The following is a 16,288-nucleotide window of genomic DNA, read 5'->3' on the forward strand; positions in this document are numbered from 1 at the left end:
CCGCGCTCGCTAGCCTGACCGGTATGGAACTGGTTGTCCGTGCTTACGACAGTCCGGATGCGCGGAAGCTGATCGCGGAGGTCCAGCAGGAATACGTCGTGCGCTACGGCGGGCCGGACGAGAGCCCGACCGATCCGGCCCAGTTCGCGCCGCCGCTGGGCGCGTTCCTGGTCGGATACGTCGACGGCACCGCGGTGGCCTGTGCCGGCTGGCGGGCGCGCGACGGCGCGGACCCCGAATTCCGCGACGGCGACGCCGAACTCAAGCGCATGTACGTGGCACCGCAGGTGCGCGGCCGCGGGCTCGCCCGGCTGCTGCTGGCCGCGATCGAAGACAGCGCCAGGGCCGCCGGACGCAGGCGCATGGTGCTGGAAACCGGAACACGGCAACCGGAAGCCATCGCCCTCTACCACTCGGCGGGCTATCAGCCCATCCCGGCCTTCGGCCTGTACCGCGACGAGTCCGGCAGCCGCCACTACGCCCGCGACCTGGTCTGACCCTCATCATCGATCAGACGCAGCCGCCGCGCGAGGTCGGAGACGAAGACCCGTTCCGGATCGACGGCATCGCGCACCCTGCGCCACGCGTCGAGCCGGGGGTACATGGCGTGCACCACCTCCGGTGTCGCGCGCGAGTCCTTGGCGAAGTAGAGGCGACCACCCGCGTCCAGTGCGCGCCGGTCCAATTCGACACAGAGCCGGTCGAGTCCGGGCGTGAGCACGAAGTCGAGGCTGAGCATGAACCCCGGATGCGGCCAGGACAGCGGCGCCTGGCTTCCCGGCCCCATCCGCTTGAAGACGTTGAGGAACGACCGATGCCCGGAATGCGCGATCAACCGAACCGCCTCAGCGAGTTGGTCTTCGGCACCGAACGGCATCGAGAACTGGTACTGCAGGAACCCGCTGCCGCCGTAGCCGCGATTCCATTCGCCGAGCAGATCCAGGGGGTGCAGGAACTGGGTGATGTTCTGGATCAGGCCGCGGCCCCGCTTGGCGAACGTGCGGTGGGTGACCGCACCGCCGATCCGGGTGGTCAGGTTGTTCACCCTGCCCGCCGGGACGATGTCGGGCACCGTGAACAGCTGTGGCGCACGGAATCCCAGCGGATCGCGGCGCAGCTTGGCCGGTAGCTGCTCGACCGTCGCGAGGTTCCCGCGACTGAACCCGGCCCGTCCCAGCTTGGCGTCGGTGCTGATCGTGTCGGGGACCGCCACCGAGTACTCGTAGCCCTCGTCGGACCCACCGGTCAGCAGTGCCATCGTCGCGTCGAGGTCGCCGGTGCGGTCGCTGTCGACCAGGAAGTACGCGGTTTCGGTGCGCTTCATCGCGATCCGGGCCCGCACCACGATCCCGGTCAACCCCATGCCGCCGACCGTGGCCCAGAACAGTTCCGCGTCAACGCCTTCCGGCGTCAGGGTACGCACCGTGCCGTCCGCGGTCAGCAGGTCCATCGACAGCACGTGGTTGCCGAAGCTGCCCCGCGCGTGATGGTTCTTGCCGTGGATGTCGGAGGCGATCGCGCCGCCGACCGTGACCTGCCTGGTGCCGGGCAGCACCGGAACCCACAGACCGTGCGGTAGCACCGCGCGCATCAACGCGTCCAGACTCACCCCGGCGTCCACGTCGACCACGGCGTTGTCGGGATCGATGGTGTGGATGCGGTCGAACGCGGTCATGTCGACGACGAGGCCGCCGCCGTTCTGCGCCGGATCGCCGTAACTGCGGCCGAGCCCGCGCGCGATGACCCCCCGCGTGGCCCTGCCGTTCGCACACTTTCGGCCACGATGCCCAGGTCCGGTGTCGAAAGCACCTGCGCGACAGTCGGTGCGGTACGGCCCCAACCGGTCAACGAGCGCTGGGCGAGCACGGATCCCCCTCTGGTGATTTGCACTCGGCCACGGTAGCGACCGATTGCTGAGGAGAGCCTGTGAAAGCCCGTAGGGTGCTGAGATGCGGGAGATCGGGGAACGAGCGCGCCAGCTGCCCGCACCGCCTCGGGTGGTGTGGGCGTCGTTGGCCGGACCGCGGCGACCGTGGTTGCGGCTGCTCGCGGACGAGGTCGAGCCGGTCGTGCTGGCGGCCGAGGAACCGAGGTTGGTGGTGTGGTCGTCGCTGTGGCCGAGCAGGCCCGACGACCAGGTGCGTATCGAGTTGACGGCCACCACGGGCGGGGCGACGGTGCTGCGCTTCGTGCTGCGCACTCCGAGCGAGGTGCCCGACCCGAGCAAGCTCGGGCATCTGCGGCGGCGGCTGAACACCATTCTGTTCGCTGACCTGCGGTTCTCCTACGGGCAATAGACGAGCGCGCGTTGCGTGTGCGAGTATGCTGAGGTCATATATAAGTTGAAACTTATTAAGGAGAGCGCGCATGGCCCTGCTGACCGATCCCGTCACCCTCGCCGGACTCGTGACCCGCGAGATCCGCACCGGCGCGCGCGACGGCGCGCCTACCAAGATCGCCGTGGCCCGGCGCACCTACCCGACCGATCAGGCCGACCTGTGGCAGGCGCTGACCGATCCGGAACGGATCGCGCGCTGGTTTCTGCCGATCCGCGGCGAGCTGACACTCGGCGGCCACTACCAGCTGGAAGGCAACGCGGGCGGGGTGGTCGAGGCATGCGACGAGCCGAAGCGTTTCGCGGTGACCTGGGAGATGGGTCCGCAGCTGTCCTGGGTTCAGGTCGGCCTCACCGCGACACCCGAGGGCACCCAGCTCGAACTCACCCACGAGGCGCCCGTCGATCCCGGCTTCTGGGCGCAGTACGGCCCCGGCGCTGTCGGCGTCGGCTGGGATCTCGCGTTCGTCGGTCTCGGGAACTACCTGTCGAGCGGGGAACCGGTCGACCAGAACGAGGCACTCACTCTGCACACCACGCCGGAGGGCCGGGAATTCATCGGCACGACCGCGGCGGGCTGGGCCGAAGCCGCGATCGGCGACGGGGACGATCCCGACGCAGCGCGCGCGGCGGCGGCGAATACGGTGATCTTCTACACCACCACCGAGGAGAACCCCGAGTCCTGATGGACCGTTGCACCGCACGTATTTTCGAGGCCCTCGGCGACCCGATCCGCCGCTACATCCTGGAGCTGGTGGCGACCGGCGAACAACCGGCGGGCGTGATCGTCGCCGCGGTGCAGGACCATGCGCGGATCTCCCAGCCCGGGGTCTCCCAGCATCTCAAGGTGCTGCGGGACGCCGGGCTGGTGCGGGTACGCGCTGCGGGCACCCGGCGCTTCTACACGCTGGACGAGACAGGCCTGCTCGCCGCCAAGGCCTGGCTGAGCACACTCGCCGACCCACTGCACCAACTCGCGCAACCGCTGGACGCCCTCGCCACCGAGATCGCCCGCGGCAAGCGCGCCCGGCGCACCGCCCGCCCGCACGACGGCAGGGAGCTCGACGGCGGGGAACGCGACGCCCGGCACGCCTGAAACCTCAGCCGACGACGGCCAGGTACTCACCGTAGAAGAGCATCAGCCCGACCGCGGCGGCGATGCCGGCGAGCAACCAGAACCGAATGATGACAGTGGTTTCGGCCCACTTGCCCAGCTCGAAGTGATGATGGAACGGCGCCATCCGGAACAACCGATTACGCGTGGTCCGGAATACGACGATCTGCAACAGCACCGAGAGGATCTCGGCGAAGAACAGCGCGCCGACGACCGCCATCAGCAGCTCGGTGCGGGTGGTGATGGACAACCCGGCCAGCAGTCCGCCGAGTGCGAGCGACCCGGTGTCGCCCATGAAGATCTTGGCGGGGGCCGCGTTCCACCACAGGAATCCGATGCACGCGCCCGCGCCCGCCGCACAGACCACGGCCAGATCCAGCGGGTCACGCACGGTGTAGCAGCCGGCGACCGGTGTGGTCACGCACGAGTTGGTGTACTGCCAGAAGGTGATGATCACGTAGGCGCCGAGCGCGAAACTCATCGACCCGGCGGCCAGCCCGTCGAGGCCGTCGGTGATGTTCACCGCGTTCGACCAGGCCACCACCAGGAACCCGACGACGATCAGGAACCCGATCACGCCGAACGACACGGTGGTCACGTCACGGACATACGACATGTGCCTGCTGGCGGGCGTGAGTCCCATATCGCCGGGAAAACGCAGGGCGAGCACGCCGAAGATGACCGCGGCGAGCAGCTGCCCGATGTACTTGCCGGTCGCGGTCAGGCCGAGATTGCGCTGCTTGCGGATCTTGATGAAATCGTCGAGGAACCCGACGACCCCGAGCGCGGTGGCCAAGCCCAGCACCAGCAGACCGGAGACCGAGATCCCGGCTTCGTCGCGTCGGCTGCCGAGCAGATGCGCCCCGAGGTACCCGGCCCACATGCCGATCAGGATGGCGATGCCACCCATCGTCGGGGTGCCGCGCTTGGACTGGTGGCTGGCCGGACCGTCGACCCGGATCTCCTGGCCGACATTGCGTCGCGTGAAAAGCTTGATCAGCAATGGCGTCAACGTGATCGACACCACGAGCGCGATCATCGCCGAGAACAAGATCTGTCTCATTCGCCCCTCATGTTGTTGTTCGAGCGCTCCGACGTTAGCAAGCTCGCGGGGGCAGTGCGGTAACGAGCGGTTGCGGTTACGCGACGATGCCGCGGCCACTCGCCGGGTGGCCGCGGCATCGTCGCGCCGAATCACCTGTTCCAGATGGCGGCGACGAACACCTGCCCCTTCACCGGGTACCGGTACTCGTGCACGAGCCGGTAGCCCTGCGCGGCCAGTTGGGCCGCGGTGCTGTTGTAGGCCGGTACCGAAATGTCGTGGCGCGCTTGCCAAGCCCGGCCGTCGTTGCGCTCCCAGATGCCGACGAAGCGGGAGGCGCCGTTGACCTCGTAACCGCGGACCAGGGTCAGGCGGTAGCCCTGCGCCAGCAGCTTGTCGAATTCGCTCTGGTAGGTCCTGGAGTCCAGGCCGTGCCGCGCCTGCCACGCGCGACCGTCGTTGCGGACCCAGGTGCTGGCGTAGCGCGGATCGTTGCCGCCGGTGACCCGGATATCGCTGATCCGGTAGCCCTGGGCCACCAGCTTGTCGAACTCGGCCTGGTGCTGTGCACCGTTCAGGTTGTCCCGGGTGACGGTCGCGGGCAGGACGGGCGGCGCGGTGGTGTTGTCGGTGGCGAAGGTGACCGTCCAGTGGCGGCGGTCGCCCTGGTAGATCACCGCGACGCCGACCTTGTTCAGCTTGCCGTCGAGGATGATCGCCCGGTGCCCAGGCGAATTCGACCAGAACCGCATGGCGTCGGCGGGTTCGACATTCGTGCCGTAGAAGTTGATCTCGGCGATTTTGGGCGCGTCGGCCGGGACCCCGCACTGCGCGAACCGGGTCTTGATGTCGCGGCCGAGGGTGTCGACGTGATTCGCGGGCGAACTGCCGCGGCGCGCGCTGTCGTTGCTTGCCCACTCCGCGGGGCGGGCCAGCACCTCGCTGTGCGCGACCGGGACGAGCCCGGAGTCCTTGCGCAGCTTGTTGATCTGGTCGAGTACCACGCCCTCCTCGCCGCGCAGGGCGAGCGCGGCGGGTTCCACATCGCAGTTGGTGTAGGTCGTCGCGGCGGCGGTGGGCAACGCGAAAAGGCAGGCGCCCGCGGCGATCGCGAGGGTGGCGGCGGTGGATTTGACGTTCATGGTGGGCTCCGTGTGCTGGTGTCCGGGTGGTGGCACACAGGGTCGCGTCGAGCCCTAACCGGAAATCAACGAAGCACTAACGAAGCCCACCCCGCGCCGAGCGGTGCCGCGGCTCAGATGCCGAGCACCAGCTTCGCGGTGGTGAAGTAGATGACCAGGCCGGTGGCGTCCACCAGAGTGGTGACCATCGGGGCCGACACCACAGCGGGGTCGATCCGCAGCTTCTTGGCGAGCAGGGGCATGGTGCCGCCGATCGTCGCGGCCCAGCCGCAGATCAGCACCAGGGTGATGCCGACGACCACCGCGACGCGCGGACCGACGAACAGCCCGCCGATCACCAGGCCCGCCGCGGCCAGCATGGCGCCGAGCACCAGCCCGACCCGGCACTCCCGCCAGATCACCTTGAACAGATCGGAGACCCGGACCTCGCCGACGGCGAGTGCGCGCACACACGCGGTGGCGGCCTGCGCCCCGGCGTTGCCGCCCGCGCCGATCAGCAGCGGGATGAACAGCGCCAGGTGCGCGGCCTGCTGGAGGGTGCCCTCGAACATGTCGGTGACGCTGACCGTCAGGGTCGCGGCGAGCAGCAACAGCACCAGCCACATCGCGCGATACCGGGCCAGCTGGAACACGCCCGCGGCCATGTAGTGGCCGGCCCACGGCGCCGAACCCGCCTGCCGGGCCACGTCCTCGCTGTCGGCGGCCTCGATCACCTCGACGGCGTCATCGATGGTGAGTAGCCCGACGAGCCGGTCCTCGCTGTCCACGACGGGCAGGTTGAGGTCGTTGGTCTCGCGCATCAGCCGGGCCGCCTTCTCCGCGGAGTCGGTCGCGCGCGCGAAAGCCGGTTCGGTGACGACCAATTCGTCGATCATCGTCTCCGGCTTGCTGAGCACCAGCTCGCGCAGTTCGACGATGCCGGTCAGCCGCCTGCCCGCGTCGACCACGGGCAGCGTGTAGACGGTTTCGGCGTCGGTGCCCTTGGCGCGCACCATGGTGAGCGCCTCGGCGACGGTGAGGTTGCGGGGCAGCGCCACCAGCGCGGGCGTCATGTACTGCCCGGCCGACCCTTCCGGGTAGCCGAGCAGCGTGGCGGTCATCCGGCGCTCGCGCGGGCTCAGCCCGGCCAGCACCTTCTTGGCCACCTTCGCGGGCGCCTCGCGCAGCATGCGGGCGCGGTCGTCCGGGGCCATGCCCTCGACCAGGTCGCGAAAGCTCTGGTCGCGCAGGCCCTGCAGGATCTGCTGCTGGTCGACCGGCTCGAGTTCCTCGAAGACGGCCAGCGCCAGATCCTTGTCGAGCAGCCGGAACGCCATGCCCGCCTGGACTGCGTCCATGCGGGCCAGCTGATCGGCGATGACATGCGGCGGGCGCTGGTCGAGCCAGGCCAGCGCGGCGTCGACCCGATGGGTGTCGACGACGTCCTGCAGGGACTCCGACAGCGTCGGACGAACTTCGATTACGTCGGTCTGCGACATGGGGGATCCTCAGCAAATACGCGTGAGTGAACAAGAGCGGGCGCGAAGAGTCACACCGCGGGCGCCTGCCCCAACCGTCGCTGACTACTCAGAAAGGCGAAGGGGCGGCGCCGCGCGGCCTTCGACTGGGAGGTTCGCTGCGCATGGCAACCCCACCTCCTCTTCGTCGCGGCCGCAGACCGGGGCGTCTACGCCAGTCTCACCATTGATCGGACGCGAATGCATCCCTGCGAAAGGATACAGGCATCCGTCCAGATTCTTCACCATCGGAGGCCGCGGTCGCCACTCGGGCGAGCGTCGCTGTGACCGCCGTCTCCGCGTCCGGCACCCAGCGGCCGCGGCATGGGCGCCGCGGCGGCGGACCAAAGCGGGGGGCGCCACCGCAGGACTCGCGTCGTCGCGCGAATTACGCTCGCGGGCAACGGGTCACACGGGCGGGGCGGGGTCGTACTGGATCGTGTGGCGCACCTGGCGGGCGCGCTCGGAGCCGGCCAGGCGGCGCACCAGATGCAGCGCCATGTCGATACCCGCGGAGACACCCGAGGACGTGACGATGTCGCCGTCGTCGACGAAGCGCTCGTCGCCGCTGACCGTGATGGTGGGATCCAGTTCGCGCAGGTGCTCGAGCGAGGCCCAGTGCGTGGTCGCCGGGCGATCGGCCAGCAGTCCCGCGGCGGCGAGCACCAGGGCGCCGGTGCAGACGCTGGCGATCAACGGCGTGCTCGCCCGCTGCGCGCGCACCCAGCCGAGGGTGGCCTCGTCCTTCAGCATCGGCCTGGTGCCCATGCCGCCGGGAATGATCAACACGTCCCGCCGCGGTGCGGTGTCGTAGGAGTACTGCGCCTCGATCCGCATCCCCTTCGCGCACTCGACCGGACCACCGTTCTCGGCGAAGGTGAACACGGTGTATCCGTCGTCGGGGAAGTACTGCGTCCACACCGAGAGCACCTCCCAGGGACCGACCGCGTCCAGTTCTTCGACGCCGGGAAACAACAGCAGGCCGATGGCGCTCGTCATGGTTCTTGCTTAGCACAACCGCAGCACCATCGATTTGCTCCATGATTGCGAATGGAACGTCAGCGGTTCATACCGAAGGCTTGTCCTTGTTGAACTTTCCAGTCGAAATGACCGGTAAGTACCGCCGCAACGGCCTCGACCTGAGGAAATATCGCGCAACACCGGTCAACCATCCACGTTCCGGCCGTGAGTAACGGTTCACCAACACCCTCTGCGCCGCTATTTGCTATAGGTTAGCGTGGGGCATGACCAAGATACTGGCCTTCACCTCACCGGCAAAGGGACATCTGTATCCGGTCGCGCCTGTTCTGTCCGAGCTGGTTTCCCGCGGCCATGCCGTCACCGCGCTGACGCTCCCCGGCAGCGAGCGGGAGCTCGGCCCCCTCGGCCTCACGGTGCGCGAGCTGCCACCGGCCCTGGCGCCGAACACGCTCGACGACTGGGCCACCACCACCGAGATCACGACCCTGCGCGCCGCGCTGCGCGCACTCGTCGCCCGCATCCCCGACGAGATCCAGGCGCTGCGCGGCGCGATCATCGCCGAACGCCCCGATGCCCTGCTGATCGACATCACGGCACCGGGCGCACAGATCCTCGCCGCGGCCAGCGGACTGCCGTGGGCCTCGTGGGCGCCGAAACTGCTGCCGCTCCCCTCGCCCGGCACACCACCGTTCGGACCGGGGCTGCGGCCGCGGACCGACCGGCTCGGCCGGATCCGCGACAACACCATGCACTGGTTCCTGGAGCGAAGAGCCAACGAGGTGCTGCCCGAGTTCAACCACATGCGCCGGTACTACGGCCTCGAGGCCCTGGACAGCATCGTCGACTATCTGCGCGTGCCCCCGTTGACCCTCAACTTCACCGCGGCGCCGTTCGACGACGCGCACCCGGACTGGCCGGAATCGGTCGCGCGGGTCGGCCCCGGCCTGTGGGATCCGGACGCCGAGCCGCCCGCCTGGCTCGCCGCGATCGATCGGCCGCTGGCCCTGGTCACCTGCTCGACCGCATTCCACGACGACGGCAGGATCGCCCAGCTGGCCATGGACGCGCTGGCCGACAGCGGGTACTACACCGTGGTCACCTCGGGCGCCATCGACCCCGAAACCCTCACCGCCGCACCGAATGCGCGAGTCGAACGGTTCATCCCGCATCACCTGCTGCTCGACCGCGCCGCCGTGGTGGTATCGCACGGTGGCATGGGTATCGTGCAAAAGGCCTTGGCCGCTGGGGTTCCCGTGTGTGTCGTGCCGTCCGGCCGGGACCATTTCGAGGTCGCGCGCCGGGTGGTCGGCAACAACGCGGGCAGCCGCGTCGCGGCGAAACGGCTCACCGCCGCGAAACTGCGCGCCGGGATCGAGCAGGCGGTGGCGTGCCGCGCGGGCGCCGCCCACGTTGCCACCGGCTTCCGCGCGGCCACGGGCACACTGCACGCGGCCAACCTGCTCGAACATCATTTCGCGGGAGTGGAGACCGGACACCCGGCCCGCTTCGGCTCCGTGCCGGTCTACGAGGCACACCACTACCCGACCAACGAGGTCGCCCCGGAGATCGTGCCCGGCGAGCCGGACCCCGTGGTGCTTCCGCCGAAATCCGCTCCGGCGCAAGAAGAACAGCGGCGACACGAGCGTTGACGAACTCCGGCGCGGATTAGAAGCACGCGGCGCGGAAGGGTTGTCCGGCGCGCGGCGGCACGCGAGAGTGTGTGGCAGTTCGATCGAGACAGCCAGGAGGGTTCGATGGCTTCCGCCGATCAGCCGCGTTCGGGATCTCAGGCCGTCGAGCGGGCGGTCCACCTGCTGAACTGCTTCGAAGGCGACGACCCCGAGTTCTCGATCAGCGAGCTGGCGCATCTGGCCGGGGTGCCGGTCAGCACCGGGCATCGCCTCGCCCAGGCGCTGGTCCGCGGCAGGCTGCTCGAACAGGACCCCACCACCGACCGGTACCGGATCGGGCAGGGCCTGGCCACGCTGGCCCGGCCCGCGCTGAGCAGGCTCGGCATGGATTCGGCCGCACCGCACCTGTACGCGCTCGCCGCGGGCATCAAGATCACGACGAGCCTCAGCGTCGTCGCAGAACGGGAAGCGCTCACGGTGCTGCAAGCGCGCCCGCCGGTGCACTTCTGTCACCATCAGCTGCCGCCCCCGCGCCAGCCGCTGCGGTCGAGTGCCGCGGGCCGCGCGCTGCTCGCCCATCTGCCCGCCGCGCCCTATCTCGAAACAGACCTGGATCTGGTGCGGCGCAAGGGTTTCGCGCTCGAGGAGTTCAAGGGAGAGGACGATCCGATCCGCTCGGTCGCGGTGCCGGTCTTCGGTGCCGACCGCCAGGTGTGGGGCGCGCTCGGGGTGCAGGCCAGAGCGGCGCGGCTGAACGACGAACTGGTCCGCGAGATACTGCCCGCCATGCGACAGATCGCGGTACGCATCGGCGGCATCGTATCGGCGAGCCCGACCACGGAGATGTCCACGCCGTAATTGAAATCACGGCGATTTTCACAATGTGGAATGCCTGTTGTCTGCCGCCGCGTGCGCCAAGACCATGGAGAACCACGGGAGCCACATTCGGTTCACACCACCGGCACGGAAGTCTCGAAGAGTTGATACCCACCATGCTGATCCGCCGCAGGGCGATCGATTTGATGCGGGTGCCGCACGGCATCTGTCGGCGCTGATCCCCGCACATTTCTCGCCAGCTCTTTTCTCGCCAAAGGACATCCTCCATGCCCTCGTCCGCTCCCCCGCGGCGTTCCCTTCGCGTGTTCGCCACCGCTCTCGCCCTGGTCACCAGCGTTTCGGCGCTGACGGGCTGCGGCAGGTCCGAACCGGGTAGTACCGCCGACGGAAAGACCGTGCTCCGCTATCAAGGCAGCACCGGTCAGGTCTCCCCCTTCGAATTGGCCGAGGATCTCGGCTATTTCAGCAAGATCGCACTGCGCTGGGAAGGCGACACCACCAGCGGTCCGGCCAACATTCAAGCCGCGGCGACGAATCAGGTCGAATTCGGTAGCGCGTTCAACGGCGCGGTCGTGAAATTGATCGCGGGCGGTGCGAAAGTCACTTCGGTCCTGAGCTCCTACGGCTCGGACGAACAATCGTTCAACGGCTATTTCGTGCGCGACGACTCCGGCATCACCTCGGCCCGCGACCTGATCGGCAAGAAGGTCGCCGTGAACACCCTCGGCGCGCACCACGAGTTCATCACCCGGGAGTGGCTGCATCAACAGGGACTGTCGGACAAGGAGATCGAGCAGGTCGAATTGACCGTGGTGCCACCGGCCAGCACCGAGGACGCGCTGCGCAAGGGACAGACCGACGTCGGCACCCTGGGCAGCGTCTTCCGGGAGACCGCGGTCGAGCGTGGCGGCATCCACCCGCTCTACACCGACAAGGCCATCTACGGCGCGCTCAACTACGGCACCTATGTCTTTCGCGACGACTTCATCGCCAAGAACCCCGAAGCCGTCAAGGATTTCGTGCAGGGCACCGCACGGGCCACCCGCTGGCTGCAACTCACCCCGCGCGCTGAGGTGCAGGCCCGATTCACCTCGATCATCGACAAACGCGGCCGGGCCGAGAACACCGGCCTGATCAAGTACTGGCGCAGCTCCGGGCTCCCGACGCCGGGCGGGGTCATCGCCGAGCGAGAAATCCAGATCTGGATCGACTGGCTGGTCCGCAACGGCGAGTTGAAGCAGGGCCGGCTGCGGGCCGCGGATCTGTTCACCAACAAGGACAACCCGTACGCCAACGGAACATACCCGCCCGAGAGCGGCCCGACCGGCGAGGCGGTGGCCGCGAAATGACCGCCAAACTCTCGCTCACCCAGGTACGCAAGCAGTTCCCGATTCGTGGAAAGCGCGAGGCGTTCACCGCCATCGAGGATATTTCGCTCGAGCTGCACGACGGGGAGTTCCTGGTCTTGGTCGGGCCGAGCGGCTCGGGCAAGTCGACACTGCTCGATCTGCTCGGCGGGCTGACCGAGCCGACCTCCGGCGCGATCCTGCTGGACGGCCGACCGATCACCGGGCCAGGGCTCGACCGCGGCATCGTGTTCCAGCAGTACGCGCTGCTGCCGTGGCGTACCGCGCGCGGCAACATCGAATTCGGTCTGGAGGCCAAGGGTTTACGCCGCAAGGAGCGGCGTGACGTCGCCGAGCACTACTTGGATCTGGTGGGGCTCAACGGTTTCGGTGAACGTTATCCGCACGAGCTGTCCGGAGGCATGAAGCAGCGCGTCGCGATCGCGCGCAGCCTGGCCTTCGATCCGGAGGTACTGCTGATGGACGAACCGTTCGCCGCGCTCGACGCGCAGACCCGGGAATCGTTGCAGGACGAGCTGTTACGGATCTGGCGCGCCACCGGCAAGACGGTGCTGTTCATCACGCACGGCATCGACGAGGCCGTCTATCTCGGGCAGCGGGTGGCGGTGCTGACCTCGCGCCCGGGCCGGGTCAAGGCGGTGGTCGACGTGGCCATCGATCGGAGCTCCGACCACGACATCCGCTCCTCGCAGCGGTTCCGGGACTACCGCCACGAGATCTGGACCCTGTTGCAGAGCGAGGTGCGGCGCGCGGCCTCGCTGGAACGAGAGTCGTTGTCCGACAGCGCCGAAACACCCACCGAGAGGCTGACCCATGTCTAGTGCAGTGGATCTGCAGCAGCGTCCGATCCCGGTACCGGCGAGCCTGCCCGACCCGAAGACGGCCGGTCGGATCCGGGTCACGGGCGCGCAGGCCGCGCGCGGCGTCGGCCGGTTCGTCTGGCGGGCCGTCAAACCCACCGTGGTGATCGCGCTGTTCCTGCTGCTCTGGCAGTTCGCGCCGACCCTCGGCCTGGTCGACGAGGTGTTCCTGCCACCGTTCTCGGTGGTCGCGCGGGCTTTTCTGGACCTGGCGGCCAGTGGGGAGCTGTGGACCCACGTCTCGGCCAGCCTGAGCCGCTCGCTGGCAGGCTTCGCCATCGCCCTTGCGGTGGCGGTCCCGCTCGGCATCGCGATCGCCTGGTACCGGCCGGTCGCCGAGTTCCTCAATCCGGTACTGGAGCTGTTCCGCAATACCGCCGCGCTGGCGCTGCTGCCGGTGTTCATCCTGATCCTCGGCATCGGCGAGACCTCGAAGGTGGCGCTTGTGGTGTACGCGAGCGCCTTCCCGATCCTGCTGAACACCATCACCGGCGTCCGCACGGTGGACCCGCTGCTGGTCAAATCAGCGGTCTCGCTGGGGCTTTCGCCGCTGCGGCTGTTCCAGAAGGTGATCCTGCCCGCCGCCATACCGTCCATTTTCACGGGGCTGCGCATGGCCGCGGCCAGCTCGATCCTGGTCTTGCTCGCCGCCGAGATGTTCGGTGCCCGAGCCGGACTCGGCTATCTCATCACCGCGGCGCAACAGAACTTCCAGATCCCGAACATGTACGCGGGCATCATCGCCATCTCGCTGCTCGGCCTCGCCTGCAACGGCCTGCTCGTCGCCCTCGAACGCCGGTGCTCGCGCTGGCGCGCCGAGCCGAATGCCTGACCGTCCCGCACCGACCAAGGAACCCACAATGGCTGGAAAACAGTTTCACCTCAACGCCTTTCTGATGGGCGTCGGACATCACGAGGCCGCGTGGCGGCATCCGCGCACCGAGGCGCACCGGGTGCTCGACGTCCGCCATTTCCAGGAGCTCGGCCGGATCGCCGAGCGCGGCAAACTCGACTCGGTGTTCTTCGCCGACGGACTCGCGGTCGGCCCGCGGATCAAGCGCAACACCCTCGCGGTCTTCGAGCCGATCACCCTGCTGTCCGCGATCGCCGCGGCCACCACCCACGTGGGGCTGATCGCGACCGCGTCGACCACCTATCACGAGCCGTTCAACCTGGCCCGCAAGTTCGCCTCGCTCGACCACATCAGCGGTGGCCGCGCCGGGTGGAACATCGTCACCTCGGCGGGCGAGGACGAGGCGTTCAACTTCGGCTACGACGGGGTGCCCGAGCACGCGCGTCGCTATGAACGGGCGAACGAGTTCGTCGACGTGGTCAACCAGCTGTGGGACAGCTGGGCGCACGACGCGATCGTGCTCGATACCGCGGCGGGCGTGTTCGCCGACCCGGACAAGGTGCACACCATCGACTTCGCCGGACCGCGCTTCAAGGTGCGCGGCCCGCTGAACTCACCACGCACCCCGCAGGGCAGGCCGCTGCTGGTGCAGGCCGGATCCTCGGAGAGCGGAAAGGAATTCGCGGCCCGGCACGCCGAGGCGGTGTTCACCGCGCAGCGCACGCTGGCCGAGGGCCAGGCGTTCTATCGCGACCTGAAATCGCGGCTGCCGAAGTACGGCCGCGGTGCGGACGAGCTGAAAGTGCTGCCGGGACTGGTGCCGTTCATCGCCGACACCGAGGCCGAGGCGCGCGCGCTCGAGCAGGAGTTCACCGAGCTGATCTCACCGGACTACGCGCTGCGCCAGCTGTCCACGATGCTCGGTGTCGATCTCACCGCGCACGCGCTCGACGCCCCGCTGCCGCCGCTGCCCGCCGAGAGCGAAATCGAAACGCACAAGAGCCGATTCACGCTGGTCAAGGAGCTGGCGACGAACGAGAACCTGACCGTGCGCCAGCTGATCGGCAAGCTCGGCGGCGGACGCGGGCACCGCACCTTCGCGGGCACGCCCACCCAGATCGCCGACGAACTGCAGAGCTGGTTCGACAACGGCGCCGCCGACGGGTTCAACATCATGCCGCCGTATCTGCCCGGCGGGCTCACCGACTTCGTCGACCGTGTGGTGCCGATCCTGCAGGAGCGCGGCCTGTTTCGCACCGACTACACCGCGGACACACTGCGCGGACACTACGGGCTCGGGCCGGTGCCGAGCAGCCACACCGGGCCCGCTGCCGAAGCGACCGCATGACGGTCGACGTCCTGGTGCTCGGCGGCGGTCCGGCGGGTACCTGGGCCGCGTTGCAGGCGGCGGCGAGCGGCACCTCGGTCGCCTTGGCCGACAAGGGTTTCTGTGGGAGCAGCGGGGAGCGGGCGATGGCGAGCCGGGAGGCTGGGCCGCTGGGCGCCGCGTCGCGATCGGCCCCGAGCTGCCGTGCGGCACGCCGCGCGATGATTGGTTAGGTTTGAGGGCAAACATACGAAGGAGAGATCTGTGCGCTTCGGCATCTTCATCCCGCAGGGTTGGCGGCTCGACCTCGTCGGTATCGACCCAGCCGACCAGTGGCGGGTGATGCGGGATCTCGCGCGACGCGCGGACGCCGCCGAACTCTGGGAATCAGTGTGGGTCTACGACCACTTCCACACCATCCCGGTGCCCACCGAGGAGGCGACGCACGAGGCGTGGACGCTGATGTCGGCGTTCGCGGCGTCCACCTCGCGGGTGCGGCTCGGGCAGATGTGTACCGCCATGAGCTACCGCAACCCCGCGTATCTGGCGAAGGTCGCGGCGACAGTGGACCTGATCTCCGGCGGCCGCGCGGAGATGGGCATCGGCGGCGGCTGGTACGAACACGAATGGCGCGCCTACGGTTATGGTTTCCCGTCGGCCGGTGAGCGGCTCGGCAGGCTCGACGAGGGCGTGCAGATCTTCCGCCAGGCGTGGACCACGGGCAAGGCGACGCTGGACGGCAAGTACTATCAGGTCGACGGCGCGATCGTGCAACCGCTTCCGTTGCAGCGCAACGGCATCCCGCTGTGGATCGCCGGTGGCGGGGAGAAGAAGACCCTGCGGATCGCGGCGAAGTACGCCCAGTACACCAACTTCAGCGGCGCGCCGGAGGAATTCACGGCGAAGTCGGAGATCCTGCGCGCGCACTGCGCCGACGTCGGCACCGATTTCGATGCCATCGTGCGCTCCTCGAACTTCAACGCGATCATCGCGAGCACCGAAACCGAAGTCGAGGAACGTCTTTCGGCGATCCAAGCCAAGATAGCGACCGTGACCGGCGACGATCATGCCAAGAGCTTCGTGGACGGCATGTTCCGCACCTCCGCGGCCGTCGGCACCCCCGAACAGGTCGCCGAACGGCTCTCCGCCGTGCGCGAACTCGGCCTCGGCTACGCCATCCTCAACTTCCCCGAGGCCGCCTACGACACCGCGGGCATCGACCTCTTCGAACGCGAAGTGGCCCCCGCGCTCGCCTGAGCGGATCGGACCGACCGCACGCGAAAGCCCCAGCGCCGTTGGGCGG

The 16,288-nt window shown here is 68.5% G+C and carries 16 protein-coding genes and 1 pseudogene; 12 read left to right on the forward strand and 5 right to left on the reverse strand.

Translation table 11 applies throughout. From position 1 onward, the window contains the following. The first annotated feature begins 23 nt into the window (after window positions 1-23). Window positions 24-497 carry a GNAT family N-acetyltransferase gene (locus tag F5X71_RS26590; RefSeq protein ID WP_167464468.1) on the forward strand — a complete coding sequence of 158 codons (474 nt, stop codon included), beginning with the start codon at window positions 24-26 and terminating at the stop codon, window positions 495-497. Here the strand turns inward: F5X71_RS26590 and F5X71_RS26595 are convergent. Continuing rightward, window positions 476-1,866, reverse strand: a pseudogene (locus tag F5X71_RS26595) (FAD-binding protein). The gene F5X71_RS26590 and the pseudogene F5X71_RS26595 sit on opposite strands and share 22 nt — an antisense overlap. A gap of 83 nt (window positions 1,867-1,949) precedes the next feature. Between F5X71_RS26595 and F5X71_RS26600 the strand changes: the two are divergent. The 3 genes from F5X71_RS26600 to F5X71_RS26610 all read left to right on the forward strand — a co-directional run bounded on the left by F5X71_RS26600 (window position 1,950) and on the right by F5X71_RS26610 (window position 3,431). Then, the gene (locus F5X71_RS26600; RefSeq protein ID WP_167464469.1) at window positions 1,950-2,297 is read left to right on the forward strand and encodes a hypothetical protein; all 348 of its coding nucleotides are present in this window, start codon (window positions 1,950-1,952) and stop codon (window positions 2,295-2,297) included. Window positions 2,298-2,367: 70 nt separating this feature from the next. Continuing rightward, on the forward strand, window positions 2,368-3,021 hold the full coding sequence (locus F5X71_RS26605; RefSeq protein WP_167464470.1) for an SRPBCC family protein: 654 nt from the start codon (window positions 2,368-2,370) through the stop codon (window positions 3,019-3,021). Next, entirely contained in the window at window positions 3,021-3,431 is a 411-nt protein-coding gene (locus F5X71_RS26610) for an ArsR/SmtB family transcription factor (RefSeq protein ID WP_167464471.1), read from the forward strand. Before F5X71_RS26605 ends, F5X71_RS26610 begins: the two co-directional genes overlap by 1 nt. Before the next feature lie 4 nt (window positions 3,432-3,435). Here F5X71_RS26610 and mraY read toward each other — a convergent pair whose 3' ends face one another. From mraY to F5X71_RS26630, 4 genes are all read right to left on the reverse strand, one after another. After that, window positions 3,436-4,512, reverse strand: coding sequence for a phospho-N-acetylmuramoyl-pentapeptide-transferase (mraY, locus tag F5X71_RS26615; RefSeq protein WP_167464472.1), 1,077 nt, complete (start codon window positions 4,510-4,512; stop codon window positions 3,436-3,438). Between the two features lie 131 nt (window positions 4,513-4,643). Beyond that, window positions 4,644-5,633, reverse strand: coding sequence for a CAP domain-containing protein (locus tag F5X71_RS26620; RefSeq protein ID WP_167464473.1), 990 nt, complete (start codon window positions 5,631-5,633; stop codon window positions 4,644-4,646). Between the two features lie 113 nt (window positions 5,634-5,746). After that, window positions 5,747-7,111: a magnesium transporter gene (mgtE, locus tag F5X71_RS26625; protein ID WP_167464474.1), complete on the reverse strand. Its 1,365-nt coding sequence runs from the start codon at window positions 7,109-7,111 to the stop codon at window positions 5,747-5,749. 426 nt (window positions 7,112-7,537) lie between these two features. Further along, the gene (locus tag F5X71_RS26630; protein WP_167464475.1) at window positions 7,538-8,128 is read right to left on the reverse strand and encodes a DJ-1/PfpI family protein; all 591 of its coding nucleotides are present in this window, start codon (window positions 8,126-8,128) and stop codon (window positions 7,538-7,540) included. A gap of 245 nt (window positions 8,129-8,373) precedes the next feature. Here F5X71_RS26630 and F5X71_RS26635 point away from each other — a divergent pair, with 245 nt between their 5' ends. The 8 genes from F5X71_RS26635 (at window position 8,374) to F5X71_RS26670 (ending at window position 16,242) form a co-directional block, all read left to right on the forward strand. Next, window positions 8,374-9,759 (forward strand): glycosyltransferase, encoded by a 1,386-nt coding sequence (locus F5X71_RS26635; RefSeq protein WP_167464476.1) that lies wholly within the window; start codon window positions 8,374-8,376, stop codon window positions 9,757-9,759. A gap of 105 nt (window positions 9,760-9,864) precedes the next feature. Further along, window positions 9,865-10,599 carry an IclR family transcriptional regulator gene (locus F5X71_RS26640; RefSeq protein ID WP_167464477.1) on the forward strand — a complete coding sequence of 245 codons (735 nt, stop codon included), beginning with the start codon at window positions 9,865-9,867 and terminating at the stop codon, window positions 10,597-10,599. 245 nt (window positions 10,600-10,844) lie between these two features. Further along, window positions 10,845-11,927 (forward strand): ABC transporter substrate-binding protein, encoded by a 1,083-nt coding sequence (locus F5X71_RS26645; protein ID WP_167464478.1) that lies wholly within the window; start codon window positions 10,845-10,847, stop codon window positions 11,925-11,927. Next, window positions 11,924-12,766: an ABC transporter ATP-binding protein gene (locus F5X71_RS26650; RefSeq protein WP_167464479.1), complete on the forward strand. Its 843-nt coding sequence runs from the start codon at window positions 11,924-11,926 to the stop codon at window positions 12,764-12,766. Before F5X71_RS26645 ends, F5X71_RS26650 begins: the two co-directional genes overlap by 4 nt. After that, window positions 12,759-13,637 carry an ABC transporter permease gene (locus F5X71_RS26655; RefSeq protein ID WP_167464480.1) on the forward strand — a complete coding sequence of 293 codons (879 nt, stop codon included), beginning with the start codon at window positions 12,759-12,761 and terminating at the stop codon, window positions 13,635-13,637. Before F5X71_RS26650 ends, F5X71_RS26655 begins: the two co-directional genes overlap by 8 nt. 28 nt (window positions 13,638-13,665) lie before the next feature. After that, a complete protein-coding gene (locus F5X71_RS26660) occupies window positions 13,666-15,006 on the forward strand; it encodes an LLM class flavin-dependent oxidoreductase (RefSeq protein WP_167464481.1) in 1,341 nt (446 codons plus the stop codon). Beyond that, complete coding sequence (locus F5X71_RS37810) at window positions 15,003-15,218, forward strand: FAD-dependent oxidoreductase (protein ID WP_428981399.1); 216 nt, start codon at window positions 15,003-15,005, stop codon at window positions 15,216-15,218. The genes F5X71_RS26660 and F5X71_RS37810 overlap by 4 nt, the downstream gene beginning before the upstream one ends. 31 nt (window positions 15,219-15,249) lie before the next feature. Further along, complete coding sequence (locus F5X71_RS26670; protein WP_167464482.1) at window positions 15,250-16,242, forward strand: LLM class F420-dependent oxidoreductase; 993 nt, start codon at window positions 15,250-15,252, stop codon at window positions 16,240-16,242. The last annotated feature ends 46 nt before the right edge of the window (window positions 16,243-16,288 follow it).

It is taken from the genome of Nocardia brasiliensis, from assembly GCF_011801125.1.
Lineage (GTDB): Bacteria > Actinomycetota > Actinomycetes > Mycobacteriales > Mycobacteriaceae > Nocardia > Nocardia brasiliensis_C.

Coding starts and splice junctions, on each gene's coding strand:
- F5X71_RS26590 (WP_167464468.1), top strand. CDS start 24: ATGGAACTGGTTGTCCGTGCTTACGACAGTCCGGATGCGCGGAAGCTG.
- F5X71_RS26600 (WP_167464469.1), top strand. CDS start 1,950: ATGCGGGAGATCGGGGAACGAGCGCGCCAGCTGCCCGCACCGCCTCGG.
- F5X71_RS26605 (WP_167464470.1), top strand. CDS start 2,368: ATGGCCCTGCTGACCGATCCCGTCACCCTCGCCGGACTCGTGACCCGC.
- F5X71_RS26610 (WP_167464471.1), top strand. CDS start 3,021: ATGGACCGTTGCACCGCACGTATTTTCGAGGCCCTCGGCGACCCGATC.
- mraY (WP_167464472.1), bottom strand. CDS start 4,512: ATGAGACAGATCTTGTTCTCGGCGATGATCGCGCTCGTGGTGTCGATC.
- F5X71_RS26620 (WP_167464473.1), bottom strand. CDS start 5,633: ATGAACGTCAAATCCACCGCCGCCACCCTCGCGATCGCCGCGGGCGCC.
- mgtE (WP_167464474.1), bottom strand. CDS start 7,111: ATGTCGCAGACCGACGTAATCGAAGTTCGTCCGACGCTGTCGGAGTCC.
- F5X71_RS26630 (WP_167464475.1), bottom strand. CDS start 8,128: ATGACGAGCGCCATCGGCCTGCTGTTGTTTCCCGGCGTCGAAGAACTG.
- F5X71_RS26635 (WP_167464476.1), top strand. CDS start 8,374: ATGACCAAGATACTGGCCTTCACCTCACCGGCAAAGGGACATCTGTAT.
- F5X71_RS26640 (WP_167464477.1), top strand. CDS start 9,865: ATGGCTTCCGCCGATCAGCCGCGTTCGGGATCTCAGGCCGTCGAGCGG.
- F5X71_RS26645 (WP_167464478.1), top strand. CDS start 10,845: ATGCCCTCGTCCGCTCCCCCGCGGCGTTCCCTTCGCGTGTTCGCCACC.
- F5X71_RS26650 (WP_167464479.1), top strand. CDS start 11,924: ATGACCGCCAAACTCTCGCTCACCCAGGTACGCAAGCAGTTCCCGATT.
- F5X71_RS26655 (WP_167464480.1), top strand. CDS start 12,759: ATGTCTAGTGCAGTGGATCTGCAGCAGCGTCCGATCCCGGTACCGGCG.
- F5X71_RS26660 (WP_167464481.1), top strand. CDS start 13,666: ATGGCTGGAAAACAGTTTCACCTCAACGCCTTTCTGATGGGCGTCGGA.
- F5X71_RS37810 (WP_428981399.1), top strand. CDS start 15,003: ATGACGGTCGACGTCCTGGTGCTCGGCGGCGGTCCGGCGGGTACCTGG.